Raw genomic sequence first — 16,266 nt, 5'->3', positions numbered from 1 at the left:
GGCCCTAAGGTCGTGAGAGAGGCCTCAAATGGCCTTGACCAGCCGCAGCAATCCCAGCATCTCGATGTAGGTCCCCTCGCGAAAGGCGATATAGACCGGCTCCTCGGCGCCGTGGAAGCGGCGCTTGAATGCCGCCTGCCCCTGCAGGTTGAACCTGCGGCGGTTGACCCAGGGCGAGTCGTAGGCGCGCTGGAAGGTGTTGCGCCAGAACTCGCTTTCGGCAAATCCGCTCGGGCCGACATCGAGCAGCGGCGACAGGCCGAGCGTCACCACCGAAATGCCTTCCTCGCGAAAGCGGTCGACGGCGAATTTGGTCAGGCCGATCTCGGCATGCGGCGAGGCATCGATGTGCTTGCGCTTGAAGGCCGTGGTGTAGCCGATCACCTTGCCGTCGGCGAACATCGGATCGAAATCGAGCAAGGCGACGAGGTCGCCATCGGGGCCGTGCAGCACGAAACGGCGCATATCGGTGCCGAGCTGATCGTAAAATGGTCGGTTGAGGAAAGCCATCTCCCATCGCTTGACGATACGGTCGCCGCGCCAGTTTTGAGACAGCCGGGAGATCTCGTCGAGGTGGATCGTGCGTTTGTCCTCCTCGAACGAAAAGCCCTTCTTCAACAGCCAGCGCTCGGAATAACGCACCGTTTCGTTGCGCTTGCCGGAAAAATCATGGTCGGGCAGAACGAGGCGCGTGTCGATGCCCAGCCGGTTGATCTTGTAGCCAAGGCCGGCAAGGACCTGGGCGGTCTGTTCGCCGATCTGCACGAACCACGGGCCGCCGGCGCTCTCGACGAAGCGTCTGATGTAATCGGGCCGCCGATCCGGCGCCGCCACCGGATCGCCGAGCGCGAAATGATGCCTCATCTTGGTGCCGAAGGCGATGTAACCGTCGGCATCGCCAAAATAGGAAAGCTTGCTTTGCACGGCGGTGGAATAGGCGAGCGAGAAGTCGCCATGACGGCGCACCAGCGCCAGCCGTTCGACATGCGTCAGCGCCCGGCGCTCGACCTTGGGCGAGGCTCCCTCAAGGAGGTTGTCGAAATAGATCCGCAAGGAGGGCATGGTCGAGATTCCGCGTGCCGTCCATGGCGCGACGTGTCCGACGACACGCAAGACGCGCCACGGCGTCTTGATTTTTCGCAGGGTAGCCGAAATCGGGTTGCCAGTTTCGAATGCCCGCGTCCGTGACGAGATCCGCCAGCCCCCGGACCTCGAATCAATCACTTTGCCGCGACCTGATTATCGCCGATGCCGCCGATATGCCATATAGGGCTGGATGTATTCGGACGGAAGCGGGTAACGCGCTCCATGTCGTGGTTTTGACGCGGTGCCGCGACCGGCTGTTTCCGCCAGGCGGCGGAATGCTCCGGACGCGAAGCCGCCTCGGCGCGGGACCATCGAAAATCGGCATCGAGTTGCCGTTCGGGTCCTGCGCGCGATCAAACTGTTACAGCGGCCTGCGAGCCTTCAGGGCTGCCGCGAGGGCGAATGGGGTTCGAGAGTGAATGGCTGATACGACAAGCAGATCGATGGTGGAGCAGGCGGTGACGGTCGAGCCGGCGATCGTCGTTGGCGCCGGCGCCGCCGGGCTGGCCGTCGCGAGGGCCTTGATGAAGGCCGGCGTGGCGACGGCGATCCTGGAGAAGGAAAGCCGGCTGGCCGAGCCCTGGCGCCGGCGCCACGAGCAGCTGCACCTCAACACCCACCGCGATCTCTCGGCACTGCCTGGCCTTGCCTATCCCAAGGGCACCCCTGCCTTTCCGCACCGGGACGTCGTCATCCGCCATATGAACGATTTCCATGAGGCGAACCGTTTGCCGGTGGAGTTTGGCGTTTCCGTCGAGTCCATCACGTTCAGGGGCTATCACTGGGTCGTGCGCACCAGCGCCGGCTCGCGCCTGGCGCGCCATGTCGTTGTGGCCACCGGCCGCGACCGGGAACCCTTCACGCCGCAGTGGACGGGCATGCAGGCGTTCGGGGGCCGGATCATCCACTCGGCGGATTTTGGCGATGCCCAGGCCTATGCGGGCAAGAAGGTGCTGGTTGTCGGCGCCGGCAATTCGGGCTTCGACGCACTCAATCATCTGGCCGGTGTCGATGCCGCCGCTGTCTGGCTGTCGGCCCGCAACGGCCCCGCCCTTTTGCCCAAGCGCGTCGGCAAGATCGCCGTGCACCGCCTCTCGCCGCTCATGGCGCGCCTGCCGCTGCGCGTCGCCGATGCGGTGATGGCGGTGACGCAGCGCCTGGTGTTCGGCGATCTCACCAAATTCGGCGTGCCGCCCGCGCCCGCGGGCGGCGCCAGCCGCCTGACCTCGGACTATACCGCGATCGCCGCCGACGATGGCGCCGTCGATGCCATCAAATCGGGCAGGATCGTGGTGGTGCCCGGGGTACGGGAGTTCACCCGCGACGGCGTCATCCTGGCCAATGGCAGCCTGATCGCTCCCGACATCGTCATTGCCGCGACGGGCTACCGCACCGGGCTGGAGCGGATGGTCGGCAATCTCGGCGTGCTCGACGAGAAGGGCGTTCCGCTCTTCAACGGGGGCCAGGCCGATCCGAAACTGCCCGGCCTGTGGTTCACCGGCATGCGGCCGAGCATCCGCGGCTGCTTTGCCAATGCCGGCATATTGGCCAAGGCGATAGCTGCGCGGATCGCCGGCTCATCCCGCCCCTCCGGCGCCTCACGCTGAGCGACCGCATAGGACAACATTTGCCGTCGGCGTCACGCCGATTTCGGCTCCAGCCGCCGGAAACCGACAGCCTCGGTCAGCATCTCCTCGTCGACCATGCCGGCATTGTAGAGGGCCAGCAAGGTGAGCGCCAATTCACGCGCCTCGACGGATTCGGGATGCGCTTGCCGTCGGCGGCAGGCCTCGTCAAAGACACGTTGCAAGGTGGCCACTTCGTCAGGTTTGAGCAAGCCACGGTCGTAGATCGACTTGGGCATGGCGATGATCTCCTGATCACGATCTAGGGCGCCACGTGTAAATTGCCAATCTTTCCCGAGGCTTGAATATGATATCGCACAAAAGAGAGGCCCCGGATCACCGGAGCCCCTCTCATTTTTGTCTCGCCCGACCTCAGACGGCGATCTTGCCGCCACCCTGTTTGGTGATGGCGACCACCGCCGGCCGCACCGGCATGTCGGGCCTGAAATCGGGCCAGCGGGTCGACAGGTCCTCATAATAGGAGGGCCGGCCGAACGCTTCCCAATCCTCGCCGCCGTCACCCGGATGCTGGACGGCGACAAAGGCGGTCTGGTCGTCCGGCGTAAACAGCGGGCCGCACATTTCGGCGCCGATCGGCACCCGGAAGAACAGTTTCGAGGTCGCCCGCGCCGATCCTTCCGTGTCCACCGCCCACAGGCCGTCGGTGCGGCCGGTTGCCTTCGGGCCCTGGCCGTCGGTGGCGACCCACAGGCGCCCGGCCGAATCGACCGCGCAATTGTCGGGCATGCCGAACCAGCCATGGGCCGTCGTCGCGGTGGAGAAGGTGGCGCCGACGGCGGCCACCGACGGGTCGCCGCATTTCAGCAGCACTTCCCACTTGCCTTTGGTGGCGGCGAAATCGCCCTCGTCCTCGACGATTTCGATGATGTGGCCGAAGGCGTTTTCGGCACGCGGGTTGGCGGCGTCGACCTGATCGGCCTTGCGCTTGGAATTGTTGGTCAGCATGACATAGACCTTGCCGTTGCTGGCATTGGGCTGGATGTCTTCGGGCCGGTCCATCTTGGTGGCGCCAAGGAGGTCGGCGGCGCGACGTGTCTCGATCAGCACGTCGGCCTGGCCGGCAAAACCGTTTTCCGCCGTCAGCGGCCCTTGGCCGAACACGATCGGCATCCATTCGACCGAGCCGTCCTCCGCGAATTTGGCGACATGCAGCGTGCCGTCGTCGAGCATATCCTTGTTGGCCGCGCGGTCGCCGGCGTTGAACATGCCCTTGGTGACGAACTTGTAGACATAGTCGAAGCGCTCGTCGTCGCCGAGATAGAAGACCACTCGACCATCCTTGGCGACGATCGATTCGGCGCCCTCATGCTTGAAGCGGCCCATGGCGGTGCGCTTGCGCGGCACCGAGGCCGGGTCGTTGACATCGACCTCGACGATCCAGCCGAAGCGGTTGGGCTCGTTCGGCTCCTTGGCCAGGCTGAAGCGGTCATAGTGCGCGCCCCATTCATAGGCGCCTTCCGGAATGCCGAGGCGCTTGTAGTTGGCGGCCTCCTTGTGGCCCTCCGGCAGCTCGCCGGAGAAATAGCCATGGATGTTCTCCTCGGACATCACATACGTGCCCCAGGGCGTGACCCCGCCGGCGCAATTGTTGATGGTGCCGAACACCTTGACGCCGGACGGGTCGGCATTGGTCTTGACGCGGTCATGGCCGGCAACCGGGCCCGACAGCGCCATCTCGGTGTTGGCGGTGATGCGGCGGTTGAGCTTGCCGTCGCGAATTGCCCGCCATTTGCCGCCATCCTTGCGGATCTCGACGATGGTGCCGCCATGGGCGGCCATCTCGACATCGACCTGCTCTTTCGAGAGCGGCGCCACCTCGGCCGACTTCTTGCCGTCCTTCTCGACAATCTTGACGATGCCTGGGAACATCAGATGCGGGTTGGTGTATTCGTGGTTGACCACCAGCAAGCCATGCTCGGCCGAGCCATCGAGCGGGATGTAACCGACATAGTCGTTGTTGTAGCCGAACTGCTTGGCCTGGGCTTGCGCCGACTGCTTCGTCGGGTCGAATTCCGGCGAATCGGCAAACAGCGGATCGCCCCAGCGCAGCAAAACGTCGGCGTCGTAGCCCGGCGCGACGTGGTGCTTATCGTCGATACCGGCCTCCAGCTCGTCGAATTTGAACGCTGAGCCTTCCGCGGCGCGGGCATCGTCGGCGGCGATCATGGCCAGCGGGCTGACGGTGGCGGCGATCGCCGAAACGGCAAGCGAACCCTTGAGAAAGCCACGGCGCGAGAACCGCGCGGCGATGATCTCGCCCATGGTGCGGTTCTCGCTGGGATTGTTGGCCGGGCCTTCATTTTGCTCGAGCAGGCTGGTGCGGAATCGGGCGTCGGGAGAGCGATGTTCGGTCATGGGAACCTCTGGCTTGGTTTGGCTGGAGCTTGTTGCCTGTTCGACCGCCTTACGTCAGGCTGATCACATTTTCGTGACATCGTATCTCCGCTGCCGCTCGCTCACGAGACCGATTTTTCACGCCTCGCCTGGGACTTTGGTCCAAGCTTGCGCCTGCAAAGGTCCTGGGGGACAAACGCAACGGTCGGAGGTCGCTTCCGGTCACCACGTCTTTCGGCGATGTTGTTGCACTGCAACGTTGGGGTGGGCGCGCCGGCTCAATCGACGGAGATCAGTATGCGTGGATCGATCACGGCCCGTTGTTGCCGTCTGGCTCTCAGATCGGCGGCCGTCCTGGCGCTGACCATCGCTCCCTATGGAATAGCCTTCCATCGCTTCGTGCCTGGAATCGATGCCGCGACCGCACATGCCGACAAGGGTGGCAACGGCGGTGGCGGTGGGAATGGCGGTGGCGGTAACAGCGGTGGCGGTGGCGGCAACAGCGGCAATGGAGGAAACAGCGGCAACGGCAATAGCGGTAACAGCGGCGGCGGGAATAGCGGAAAGGGTAAGGGCCAGGGCAACCAGAGCACAAGCCATGTCAACGCCACGACCGGCGACACGGTCGACGTGGACGGCAACAAGATTACAGTTCAGCACCCGGATGGCTTGACGGAAAAAATCGAGAACGGCCGTTTCAGCATGAAGGATAAGCTCGGCCGCACGATCATCGATCGCCGTGCCACACCGGCCGACGCCAGCCGTCTCAAGGCGCTTTGAATTTCGGCCCTATGAATTTCGCCTTGTGAAGCTGGTCAACAGGCAACGACCAGTTTCACACGTCACCTCCGCCGCCCCCCGGCGGAGGTGACCTCGTTTCGCGGCGTTCCACGATGGCTACGAACGGTCCCTGTCGCGGTCGCGAAACTCGCGCATGATGAGGGCCGCTTCAGTACGATTTCGCACGTTGAGTTTCGACAGCACCCCCGTCATGTGATGCTTGACGGTCTTCTCCTGCAGTTCCAGGCGCAAGGCGACTTCCTTGTTGCTCAGTCCCTCCGCCACCAGCCGCAGTATTTCGGTCTGCCGGCCGGTGAGTTGCCGCAGCCGGTCCGCCACGCCGTTGGCGGGCTGCAAGGACTGCACGTCGGAAAGCAGCCGGGCCGACAGCATCGGCGAAAGATAGCTTTCGCCGGCCGCCACGTTGCGCAGGATATCGGCAAGCGCACGCGATCCGACGCCTTTGAGGACATAGCCGAGCACCCCGGCGTTCAAGGCCTTGGTCACATCGGCATTCGCCTCTGAAACGGTCAGCATGACGATCTTCTGGGCGGGATGGTCGGCAAGGATGCTGGCAACCGCGGCCAGGCCGCCGCCCGGCATTGAAATGTCGATGAGCAATATGTCGGGCTGCATGGTCGAGGCGATGCGCTCCGCGTCCTGCGCGGTCGCACCTTCGCCGACCATCTCGAAGCCGCCGATCTCCGACAGGCTGCGCGTCACGCCTTCGCGGAACAGCGGATGATCGTCGACAATGGCAATGCGGATGGCGCCGATCATGCTTGCTCCTCGACCGAAAGACGGATCACCAGCTTCGTGCCTTTCGGCCCTGTGAGTGTTTCGAATTGGCCGCCAATGCTTTCAACCCGCTCCCTGAGGCCGGCAAGGCCCAACCCCTCGGCCCGCGCCGGATCGAAGCCCGGTCCGCCGTCCGATACTTCAACGAAAAGCCTACCATTTTTCATGCCTGCACGCACCGCCTGATCCTTGCCCCGTCCGTGGCGGTAGGCATTGTTCAGCCCCTCCTGCACGAAGCGATAGATGCTGATCTTCTCAGAAGCGCCGGGCTCCGGCAAATGTCTCGGCATCGTAAGCGTCACCGATGTGCCCGTCCGGCGCTCGTGTTCTTCGACGGCCAGCCGCAGCACGTCCGCCGCCGCCGCCGTTTCTATCTGCGGCAGGACCAGGCCGGTGCAGATGCCGCGTATCTCGCGCATCGCATCCTCCAGTGTCTTGCGGATCATGGCGATTTCGGTCGAGCGGCCTTCGCTGCCATGCCCGTCGCCGGTAAACACCGGACTGTCCATGCGCAGCGCGGCCAGCGCCACGAGCTGGGCAGGGCCGTCATGCAGGTCGGCGCCGATCCGACGCAGATATCTTTCGTTGAGCGCGGTGGCGCGGCGGGACGCCCGCTGCACACGATGCCGCAAGGCGCTGTTCTGCGTCACCAAGCCCTGCAGCTCGGACACCTGGCGGCGCAGCGCCCCGCGCTGGTCGTCGATAATGCGGCTGCCGCGCAGGACGATGCCCGACAGTAGCAGAAATGCTGTCAAGGTGGTGCCGGCCACGACCAGCCAGCTCGACAGCAGGGCGGAAGCCAGGGTAGCCTTGAAATCGCTGGCGACCTCGTAGAATTCGGTGACGGCGACCACTTCGCCGGACCAGGGCTCGCGCACTGGATTGTAGATCTCGAGCAACGGCACACCCGCGGCCCGCTCCTTGTCTTCGTTCTCGTCGAACGTATCGAACTGGGCAACGACGCTGCCCTGGAAGGCAGAACGCAGATTGTCGTTCAGGTCGAAGCGGCGACCCGTCAAAGCCGAGTCCTTCGCATAGAGGATCGTGCCGTCGCGGCGCCAGAGCCTGAAGGATGCCAGGCGTTTGCCGAGCGCGCCCTGGCCGAGCGTCTCGTCGAGCGCCTGCTTGACGGATGCGCTGAGCTCCTCGCTCTTGCGCAGGTCGGGCAGCAGCGGCGCAATCACGCTGTCGACATAGAGCGCCGTCGTGGCGGCCGAATTGCGAGTGACGCCGTCCCGGATCTGCGTCGTCACCCAGGTCCCGACGATCACCATGACGACCAGCAGCCCAAAACCGCCGGCAACGACGAATTGCAGGGCAAGGGAAAGCTCGCTCCAGCGCCGCGCCAAGTTCTGAAAAATACGAATCATGAACCCCTGACCGCCCCTCTATCGACAGGCTGGGCGATTCCGGCACATTGAGCTTCAGTCTCGCCGTTGCCAAGACCCTCGTTTGAACGACGTCGCTTGACGTTCCGGCACGCTTCGGAAACAAGGTCGGCGATATCAGGCAAAAGGCGCTTCGAGGGGGACGGGACGTTGAGTTTTTCGGGACTTCTGCAGCTCGGCTTTTCGACGGTGATCTTCCTCCTGGCGGCGACCGCCGCCAAGCAATGGGGGCTGGCGCCCAGCCTCGGCAAGATCCTGCTGACGCTGGCGCTCTATTCGCTGGGCAATCTGATCATGCTGCGGTTGATCCGCGAGTTCGGCATGTCGGTATCGTTCAGCCTCTCGGCGGTGATCCAGCTGGTTTCGGTCAATGTCGTTGCGCTGGTGTTCTTCGGCGAGCGCGTCAACGCGCTGCAGGCGGCCGGCATCGCGCTGGCAATCGCAGCCGTGGCGCTGATCACGCTTGGGCCCTATCTGCAAGGGCGGATGTAACGGTGCCGATGAAGAACGCCGCGAAAGCTCTGCTCAATCGGGTCGAATTCCCGGTGCTGCTGGCCGGCCTGGTCATCGCCGGTGGGCTGTGGGCGTTCGAGGAATTGATGGAGGTGGCACGGGCCACCACGCCGCACGCCTTCGATACCGAAATCCTGCTTGCATTCCGCCAGGCCGGTCAACCGGCGATCCCGATCGGTCCGCCATGGCTGGAAGGCGCGATGCGCGACATCACCAGCCTCGGCAGCTCCAGTGTTCTGGTGCTGATCACGGCGGCGACGATCATCTATCTGCTGTTGATCCGCCGCCCGGCGACGGCGCTTCTCATGTTCGTTGCCGTGGCGGGCGGCCAGGTGCTGTCGAGCCTGCTGAAAGCCGGCGTCGACCGGCCGCGCCCGGAACTGGTTTCGCATCTTGTCAACGAGACGTCGCTTTCCTTCCCGAGCGGCCATGCCATGCTGTCGGCGGTGACCTACCTCACGCTCGGTTCGCTGGCGGCGCGCTTCCTGCCGGGCCGGACAACCAAGGTCTACGTGCTGTTCCTGGCGGTGCTGACGACAGTGCTGGTCGGCGTCAGCCGCATCTATCTCGGCGTCCACTGGCCCTCTGATGTGCTGGCGGGCTGGTGTGCCGGCTTCGCCTGGGCGATGCTATGCTGGTTGGTGGCGAGGCTTCTGCAACGGCGCAAGGCGGTGAGCGAGGAGCCTGACTGAGTCAGATCAACCTGTTGATGAGGTGCCCTCCGCAGCCCGTCAGTACCAGAACCGTCGACAGCAAGCCTGCCGATATCACCAAGGTCTTGAAAACGTTCACCCGCGTACCCCCTGCTCTGATGCATGCCACCCTACCTGAAATCCTTGGCCGGTATCGAAGAAAATGAGCATCAGGTTGCAGTGGTTACGTTTAGAACTGATATAATGATGCTTGAAGCATGATAATGATGGTATTACACGTTATGTCAGCAGGCTCAGACGGGGATTCCGGCCGATGATCACTGCCGCGCAGATGCGCGCCGCAAGGGCGCTGGCCGGCATCGACCAGAGGACGCTCGCCGAGCGCGCCGGCGTCTCGCTTCCCACCATCCAGCGCATGGAGGCGAGCGGCGGCGTGGTCAGGGGCGTGGTCGATACGCTGATGAAGGTCATCCAGGCTCTCGACGAAGCAGGGGTGGAACTGATCGGCGAGAACCAGGCCAGCGAGCGCGGCGGCAGGGGCGTGCGCCTCAAGCCCGCCATGCCGCCGGAACCCAAGGCCGAGCCGGAATAAGTCGCGACGGCGACCGCCGACAGTCCTGCCGACGATCCCGCCGCTTTTGCAGGGGCAGTCCATGGATCAAGCGCGTCAGGCAGTGCATCAGGCGGTGAAGCCGACATTCTCCGAGCTGTTCACGCCGAAGCTGGTGACGGTCTGGCGGGAGGGCTACCGGCTGCCGCATTTCAAGGCGGATGTCATCGCCGGGCTGACTGTCGCCATCGTCGCGCTGCCGCTGTCGATGGCGATCGCGATCGCTTCGGGCGTGACGCCGGAGCGTGGCCTCTACACTTCCATCGTCGGCGGCTTCATCATCTCGGCCTTGGGCGGCAGCCGCTTCCAGATCGGCGGCCCGGCCGGCGCCTTCATCGTGCTGGTGGCGGCGACGGTGGCGCGCGTCGGCCTCGACGGCCTGCTGCTGGCGACGATGATGGCCGGTGTGTTCCTCATTGCCATCGGCTATCTCCGGCTCGGCACCTACATCAAGTTCATTCCCTATCCGGTCACTGTCGGCTTCACCGCCGGCATTGCCGTCATCATCTTCTCCGGCCAGATCGTCGAACTGTTCGGGCTGACCTTGCCGGGCCGGGAGCCCGGACCGTTCGTGCCCAAGCTGATCGCGCTTGGCGAAGCAGCCGGCACGATCAACCTCGCGGCGACCGGCGTGGCGGCGCTGACCATCGCGACCATCGTCTTGCTGAAGCGCTGGCGGCCGAAATGGCCGGCCATGTTGATCGCCATCGGGCTCGCCTCGCTGGTCGTGGCGCTGTTGGCGTTGCCGGCCGAGACGATCGGCACGCGCTATGGCGGCATTCCGCGCAGCCTGCAATGGCCTGGCATGCCACCCGTCAGCTTCGGCAGGATGCTCGACGTCTTGCCGGACGCCATCGCCTTCGCGCTGCTCGGCGCCATCGAATCGCTGCTGTCGGCCGTCGTCGCAGACGGCATGACGGGCCGGCGGCACCGCTCGAATTGCGAGTTGGTGGCGCAGGGCTTCGCCAATGTCGCGTCCGCTTTGTTCGGCGGCATCTGCGCCACCGGCACCATCGCCCGCACCGCCACCAATGTGCGGGCCGGCGCGCACGGCCCGGTCTCGGGCATGGTCCATTCGGGAATCCTGCTGGTGCTGATGCTGGTGGCGGCGCCGCTTGCCAGCTACATCCCGCTCGCGGCCCTTGCCGGCGTCCTGGCGGTGGTCTGCTGGAACATGGTCGAGAAACAAGCCTTCGCCACGCTGCTCAAGGCATCGCGCGGCGATGCGCTGGTGCTGATAGCGACCTTCCTCATCGTCGTCTTCCGCGATCTGACCGAAGGCATCGTCGTCGGCTTCGCGCTCGGCTCGATCCTGTTCATCGACCGCATGGCCAAGTCCGTCGCGGTCGAGGCGGACCTGGCGCAGGACGATGTCGCCGACAGCGCCGGCGGCGCCCGCGCCTATGATTCCGCGGAGGCAAGCGACGCCGACACCGTCGTCTACCGCATCTCGGGCGCCTTCTTCTTCGGTGCCGCGTCCACTGTCGGCAGCGTGCTCGACCGCATCGCCGACCAGCGCCGCAACTTCGTGCTCGACTGTTCGGCCGTGCCGCTTTTCGATTCGACGGCGGCCAATGTCATCGAAAGCGCGGCCCACAAGGCGGGGCGCGCTGGCGTGCGCTTCATCATTTCGGGCGCCTCGCCGCAGATCCGGCGCATGCTGATCAACCACGGCGTCAAGCCGCCGCTGGTGACCTATGCCGCGTCGATCCGCGACGCGCGGGGCCAATTGGCGGGGAAACAAGAGGCGGAGCAGCCGTCTCTCAGCGATTGAGCGATGCCGGGCCGCTGACGAACGGACTTTCTTTGACGTAGAACCGCAGCAGGCGGTCGGCGTCCTTCGAAATGCCGATTCTGATGCCCTGTCCGATCGCGCCGGGCTCACATTCGTCCTGAGCGAGCCACAGCGGGCCTTCCCGGCACAGGTCGATCCCGTCGAGCGAACGATCGATCCGCAACGCCGCAGCCAGCCTTCCGGGACCGCGCGCCAGGTCGCGCAGGCGCTCGACGCCTCGGTTCAGCCGCATGATCGCGACGCCTTCCAGCGGTTCCAGCGCCCGGATCAGCACGCCGGTTCCGACCCCTTTCGTCTCGCTCGAGACATTCAGCATGAAGGAGGTGCCATAGGCGAGGTAGACATAGGCGTGCCCGGCTTCGAGAAACAGCGACCGGTTGCGCGGCGTCATCCCTCGAAAGCCGTGCCCGGCCGCATCACCGACGACATAGGCTTCCGTCTCGACGATGCGGCCGCTGACCCTGCCTTCGGGCAAGTCGCGCACCACCAGCTTGCCTAGGAGAAACCGGGCGAGCGCGGCCGTATCGTCCGGCAGCTCCTCTCGCGCGAGCGGACGGGGAGCGATCATGGTCATGTCTGTCTAGGCGTCCGTGTGGCGCAACGCATTGGCGATCACCGCGAAGGCAGGCGAGTTCTGCCGCCGGGTCGGATAATAGAGATAATAGCCGGGGAATAGCGGGCACCATTCATCGAGCATCAGCACCAGCCGGCCCGACCGGATGTCGTCGGCCACCAAATTCTCCGGCACGTAGCCGATTCCAAATCCGCTCAACGTCGCGTCGATCATCGCGACCGACGAATTGAAGGTCAGCTGTCCGTCGACGCGCACTCTCAGCTCTCGCCCGTCCCTGGCGAATTCCCATGCGTAAAGGCCGCCCGACCGCGACTGGCGGTGGTTGATGCAATCATGCTGGACGAGGTCCTGAGGCGTACCGGGCGCCGGATGCCGAGCGAGGTAGTCGGGGGATGCGACGACGACCAGCCGCCAGTCGGGGCTGATGCGAATGGCGATCATGTCCTTGTCGACACTTTCCCCAAGCCGCACGCCGGCATCGAACCGCTCCTCGACGATGTTGCGGAAGCCGTTGTCGATATTCAGTTCGACATGGATGTCGCGGTAATGCCGCAGCACCGGTTTCAGCTTCGGCCAGACCATCCAGTCCAGCGCATGGTCGGAAAGCGTGATCCGCACCGTGCCCGAAGGTTTGTCGCGAAACGCCATCAGCGCGTCGATGTCGCTCTCCATGTCCTGGATGCGCGGCGCCAATGCCCGCAGCAGCCTCTCTCCGACTTCGGTCGGCGACACATGGCGGGTGGTCCGCGTCAAAAGCCGCAGGCCGAGCCGCGCCTCGAGCTGTTTGATGGTTTGGCTGAGCGTCGGCTGCGACGTTCCAAGTCTGGCCGCCGCCTTGGTGAAACTGCGCTCTTCGGCCACCGCCAGGAACCAGAGCATGTCGTTCAGATCGTCGCGGTTCATGACCTCAAATCCGTCTATTCATATCCAAGATGGATAAGTCCATGCGAATTGCAATGGCTAATCGAGGCAGTCGCGGCTGTTTATAAACGCGCCAACGAAATCGTCGGAGGGCCCTCGGCGGGCCAAAGCGCATGGAAGCCACCTACGACAGCCAACTGGTCGAGACACCAAGCGCCTGGGGCGCGGTGATCTGTCTTTCCCTGCTCACCTTCGTTCTGGTGGTCTCGGAGTTTATGCCCGTCAGCCTGCTCACGCCCCTCGCCAGGGACCTGGCCATCACCGAGGGCCAGGCCGGTCAGGCGATCTCCGTGTCTGGATTCTTCGCCGTCGTCACCAGCCTGTTCGGCAACGCCTTGCTCTCGAAGCTGGACCGGCGCACGGTCGTTCTTCTCTATACCGTCGTGCTGGTGGTCTCCGGACTGGCGATCACTTTTGCACCCACCTATCCTGTGTTCATGTTTGGCCGGGCCCTAATCGGCGTTTCGATCGGCGGCTTCTGGTCACTGTCGACAGCCATTCTGGCCCGCATCGTCTCGCGTGACGATCTGCCCAGGGCGATCGCCATGCTGCAGGGCGGGACGGCGTTCGCGACGGTCGTCGCGGCGCCGCTTGGAAGTTTTCTCGGCGGCCTGATCGGATGGCGCAGCGCCTTCTTCATCGTGGTGCCGATCGGGCTCACGGCCATCGTCTGGCAACTCGCCGTCCTGCCCAGCATGCCCGCCGAGGAGCCCGTCTCGGCCGGCCGCATGGTCGGCCTTCTCGGCAATCGCGCCTTCGCCATCGGCATGGCGGCGACCACGCTCGCCTTCATGGGCCAGTTCTCGCTTTCCACCTATTTGCGTCCGTTCCTCGAAGGCATCACCGGCCTCGACGTGAATACGCTGTCGATGGTCCTGCTCGGGCTCGGGCTGGCGGGCCTCGTCGGCACGTCCCTCGTCGGTTTCGTCCTGCGCTCGCATCTGGGCGCCGTGCTGATTGGCCTGCCGGCCATGCTTTCGGTCATCGCGCTGCTCTTGATCGCGCTTGGGCCCGTCGCGGTCGCGGCCACGGTCCTGCTCTTGCTGTGGGGATTGTTCACCTCGCCCATTCCGGTGGCCTGGAGCACCTGGATGGCCAAGGTCATCCCCGACGATCTCGAGGCGGGTGGAGGCTTGCAGGTCGCGCTGATTCAGTTTGCCATCACCTTCGGCGCGTTCGCCGGCGGCTTGCTGTTCGACACCGCCGGCTGGTGGAGCCCCTTCGCGCTCGCGGCGCTGCTTCTCCTCGGCTCGACGCTATTTGCCGTCGCCGCGGCGACCTCGACACCCACGAGCCGCCAATCATGACAAAACGACAGCTCAGCCGACGCACACTGCTCCGGGTCGCGCTCGCGCAGGCGGCGGTCCTGCCCGGACAGGCTTTCGGGCAGCAAGGCGCCGGCCCGGCAAGCCAGCAGCCCACGGACATGAAGATCAGGATAAGCTTCAACGGGCAGACGATGACGGCCACGCTGTATGACAATCCCTCGGCACGGGATTTCTACTCCATGCTGCCGCTGGATCTGACGATCGACAATTACGCCGGCAACGAGAAGATCGCCTATCTCCCGCGCAAGCTCACCGTGCAAGGCAGCGGTCCCTTCGGCAACGAACGGCCCGGCGACCTTTGCTACTTCGCGCCCTGGGGCAATCTGGCGCTGTTTTATGCCGGCTACCGCTGGTCCACCGGGCTGATCCGGCTCGGGCGCTTCGACGGCGGCTTCGAGCCTCTGCTGGCACGCGGGAATTTCCCGCTGCGAATCGAGCCCATTCGCTGACATACGCAATCGAAAGCAACTCATAGGAGACGTTCCCATGCGAGGCACTGTTCTTTACAGCCCCGGCGACATCCGTTGCGAGGAAGTGGCCGATCCCGAAATCCTGCTGCCCACCGACGCTATCGTGCGGCTGTCGGCGACCTGCGTCTGCGGATCGGATCTCTGGCCCTATCGCGGCCTGCAGCCGATCGCGGAGCCCGCCCATATGGGCCACGAATATTGCGGTGTGGTGGAGGAGGTCGGCAGCGCGGTCCGCGCCATCCGCCCCGGCCAGTTCGTGGTCGGATCGTTCGCGACCTCCGACAACACCTGCCCCAACTGCCGCAATGGCTACCAGTCGTCATGCCAGCACCGTACCTTCATGACCGGCGCCCAGTCGCCGTTCCTGCGCGTGCCGCTGGCCGACGGCACTTTGGTGGCCCTGTCCGGTCAGCCCTCGGCCGACATGATCCCGAGCCTGCTCGCCACCTCCGACGTGCTGGGCACCGGCTGGTTTGCCGCCGACGCCGCCAACGTAAAGGCAGGGTCGACGGTCGCGGTGGTCGGGGATGGCGCGGTCGGCCTGCTTGCCGCGCTTTCCGCGAAACAGATGGGCGCCGAGCGCATCATCGTCATGAGCCGGCACGAGCCGCGCCAGAAGCTCGCCTTGGAGTTCGGTGCAACCGACATCGTCACCGAGCGCGGCGAGGAAGGCGTCGCCCGCATTCTGGACATGACCGGCGGCATCGGCGCCGACTCCGTGCTGGAATGCGTCGGCACGCAGGAATCGATGAAGCAGGCGATCGGTTCGACCCGCAGGGGCGGTTACGTCTCCTATGTCGGCGTACCCCACCAGGTGCAACTGGATGGGCAACAGCTGTTCTTCGCCCATGTGCACCTGCATGGCGGCCCGGCACCGGTGCGCCGCTATTTGCCCGAACTGATAGCCCTCGTCACCGAAGGCAAGATCAATCCCGGCAAGGTGTTCGACCTGGTCCTCCCGCTCGAACAGGTGGCCGAAGGCTACCAAGCGATGGACGAGCGGCGCGCCATCAAGACATTGCTGCGGGTCTGACCGGCACCCCGGGCCGTTCGTCACGGCGCTCATTCGATCTTGAGCGCCGCGACCTCGCCTTCGTTCATCAGCGGCACGTAGAGGATCGACTTGCCGTCGGTGCCGATATCGGCGCTGCCCGGCTTGAAATGCGCCACCGCTTCCGGGGCTGCGCCGGTCCGGTATCGGTAGAGCGTGCCGGTCATGTAGGCCGTCGCATAGATGGTGCCGCCGATGGCGACGACGCCGTCGAGGTCGGCGAAGTTTTGGGCGCCCGCCAGCGGCGTCACCGCCTTGCTGGCGATAGCCGTGAACGGTTAAGCAACTCCTTCCGACTTCGTTAACGCAGGTGTTCAAG

17 protein-coding genes are annotated in these 16,266 nt (G+C 64.7%); 9 read left to right on the top strand and 8 right to left on the bottom strand.

Going from position 1 to position 16,266, the window contains the following annotated elements; all coding sequences use genetic code 11:
• Positions 1–24 precede the first annotated feature (24 nt).
• Entirely contained in the window at positions 25–1,062 is a 1,038-nt protein-coding gene (locus FJ936_RS23155) for a phosphatidylglycerol lysyltransferase domain-containing protein (protein WP_141907046.1), read from the bottom strand.
• Positions 1,063–1,505: 443 nt separating this feature from the next.
• On the opposite strand from FJ936_RS23155, the gene FJ936_RS23150 reads away from it, so the two are divergent.
• Positions 1,506–2,693 (top strand): NAD(P)/FAD-dependent oxidoreductase, encoded by a 1,188-nt coding sequence (locus tag FJ936_RS23150; RefSeq protein ID WP_141907045.1) that lies wholly within the window; start codon positions 1,506–1,508, stop codon positions 2,691–2,693.
• Between the two features lie 32 nt (positions 2,694–2,725).
• On the opposite strand, the gene FJ936_RS23145 is transcribed toward FJ936_RS23150, so the two are convergent.
• Complete coding sequence (locus FJ936_RS23145) at positions 2,726–2,950, bottom strand: hypothetical protein (protein ID WP_015314754.1); 225 nt, start codon at positions 2,948–2,950, stop codon at positions 2,726–2,728.
• A gap of 133 nt (positions 2,951–3,083) precedes the next feature.
• The gene (locus tag FJ936_RS23140) at positions 3,084–5,087 is read right to left on the bottom strand and encodes a PhoX family phosphatase (RefSeq protein ID WP_141907044.1); all 2,004 of its coding nucleotides are present in this window, start codon (positions 5,085–5,087) and stop codon (positions 3,084–3,086) included.
• 276 nt (positions 5,088–5,363) lie between these two features.
• Between FJ936_RS23140 and FJ936_RS23135 the strand changes: the two genes are divergently transcribed.
• Positions 5,364–5,846: a hypothetical protein gene (locus FJ936_RS23135; RefSeq protein ID WP_141907087.1), complete on the top strand. Its 483-nt coding sequence runs from the start codon at positions 5,364–5,366 to the stop codon at positions 5,844–5,846.
• Between the two features lie 117 nt (positions 5,847–5,963).
• Here the strand turns inward: FJ936_RS23135 and FJ936_RS23130 are convergent, their stop codons facing one another.
• Both FJ936_RS23130 and FJ936_RS23125 read right to left on the bottom strand, forming a co-directional pair.
• The gene (locus FJ936_RS23130; RefSeq protein WP_015314757.1) at positions 5,964–6,626 is read right to left on the bottom strand and encodes a response regulator transcription factor; all 663 of its coding nucleotides are present in this window, start codon (positions 6,624–6,626) and stop codon (positions 5,964–5,966) included.
• Positions 6,623–8,014 (bottom strand): sensor histidine kinase, encoded by a 1,392-nt coding sequence (locus FJ936_RS23125; RefSeq protein WP_140712045.1) that lies wholly within the window; start codon positions 8,012–8,014, stop codon positions 6,623–6,625. The genes FJ936_RS23130 and FJ936_RS23125 overlap by 4 nt, the downstream gene beginning before the upstream one ends.
• A gap of 168 nt (positions 8,015–8,182) precedes the next feature.
• Here FJ936_RS23125 and FJ936_RS23120 point away from each other — a divergent pair, with 168 nt between their 5' ends.
• The 4 genes from FJ936_RS23120 (at position 8,183) to FJ936_RS23105 (ending at position 11,582) form a co-directional block, all read left to right on the top strand.
• The gene (locus FJ936_RS23120; RefSeq protein ID WP_015314759.1) at positions 8,183–8,524 is read left to right on the top strand and encodes a hypothetical protein; all 342 of its coding nucleotides are present in this window, start codon (positions 8,183–8,185) and stop codon (positions 8,522–8,524) included.
• Between the two features lie 8 nt (positions 8,525–8,532).
• On the top strand, positions 8,533–9,237 hold the full coding sequence (locus FJ936_RS23115) for a phosphatase PAP2 family protein (RefSeq protein WP_015314760.1): 705 nt from the start codon (positions 8,533–8,535) through the stop codon (positions 9,235–9,237).
• Positions 9,238–9,511: 274 nt separating this feature from the next.
• Positions 9,512–9,790: a helix-turn-helix transcriptional regulator gene (locus FJ936_RS23110; protein WP_023771988.1), complete on the top strand. Its 279-nt coding sequence runs from the start codon at positions 9,512–9,514 to the stop codon at positions 9,788–9,790.
• Positions 9,791–9,851: 61 nt separating this feature from the next.
• Positions 9,852–11,582, top strand: coding sequence for a SulP family inorganic anion transporter (locus tag FJ936_RS23105; protein ID WP_141907043.1), 1,731 nt, complete (start codon positions 9,852–9,854; stop codon positions 11,580–11,582).
• Here FJ936_RS23105 and FJ936_RS23100 read toward each other — a convergent pair.
• Together FJ936_RS23100 and FJ936_RS23095 are read right to left on the bottom strand one after the other, a co-directional pair.
• Positions 11,572–12,177 carry a DNA-3-methyladenine glycosylase gene (locus tag FJ936_RS23100; protein WP_181763163.1) on the bottom strand — a complete coding sequence of 202 codons (606 nt, stop codon included), beginning with the start codon at positions 12,175–12,177 and terminating at the stop codon, positions 11,572–11,574. The two genes, FJ936_RS23105 and FJ936_RS23100, sit on opposite strands and share 11 nt — an antisense overlap.
• A gap of 6 nt (positions 12,178–12,183) precedes the next feature.
• Positions 12,184–13,080: a LysR family transcriptional regulator gene (locus tag FJ936_RS23095; protein WP_140792403.1), complete on the bottom strand. Its 897-nt coding sequence runs from the start codon at positions 13,078–13,080 to the stop codon at positions 12,184–12,186.
• A 131-nt stretch (positions 13,081–13,211) separates the two neighbouring features.
• Here FJ936_RS23095 and FJ936_RS23090 point away from each other — a divergent pair, with 131 nt between their 5' ends.
• Genes FJ936_RS23090 through FJ936_RS23080 form a run of 3 tightly spaced genes read left to right on the top strand, consistent with a single transcriptional unit; the run spans position 13,212 to position 15,929 of the window.
• Entirely contained in the window at positions 13,212–14,405 is a 1,194-nt protein-coding gene (locus FJ936_RS23090) for an MFS transporter (RefSeq protein ID WP_140792401.1), read from the top strand.
• Positions 14,402–14,875 carry a cyclophilin-like fold protein gene (locus FJ936_RS23085; protein WP_140792399.1) on the top strand — a complete coding sequence of 158 codons (474 nt, stop codon included), beginning with the start codon at positions 14,402–14,404 and terminating at the stop codon, positions 14,873–14,875. Before FJ936_RS23090 ends, FJ936_RS23085 begins: the two co-directional genes overlap by 4 nt.
• Positions 14,876–14,912: 37 nt before the next feature.
• Positions 14,913–15,929 carry a zinc-dependent alcohol dehydrogenase family protein gene (locus FJ936_RS23080; RefSeq protein WP_140792397.1) on the top strand — a complete coding sequence of 339 codons (1,017 nt, stop codon included), beginning with the start codon at positions 14,913–14,915 and terminating at the stop codon, positions 15,927–15,929.
• Positions 15,930–15,958: 29 nt separating this feature from the next.
• Here the strand turns inward: FJ936_RS23080 and FJ936_RS23075 are convergent, their stop codons facing one another.
• Entirely contained in the window at positions 15,959–16,198 is a 240-nt protein-coding gene (locus FJ936_RS23075; protein WP_246680517.1) for a hypothetical protein, read from the bottom strand.
• Between the last annotated feature and the right edge of the window lie 68 nt (positions 16,199–16,266).

It is taken from the genome of Mesorhizobium sp. B2-4-13, from assembly GCF_006658535.1.
Classification (GTDB): Bacteria; Pseudomonadota; Alphaproteobacteria; order Rhizobiales; family Rhizobiaceae; genus Mesorhizobium; species Mesorhizobium australicum.
The sequence above is the reverse complement of the archived record's forward strand: the minus strand, read 5'-3'. Positions and strand labels throughout refer to the sequence as shown.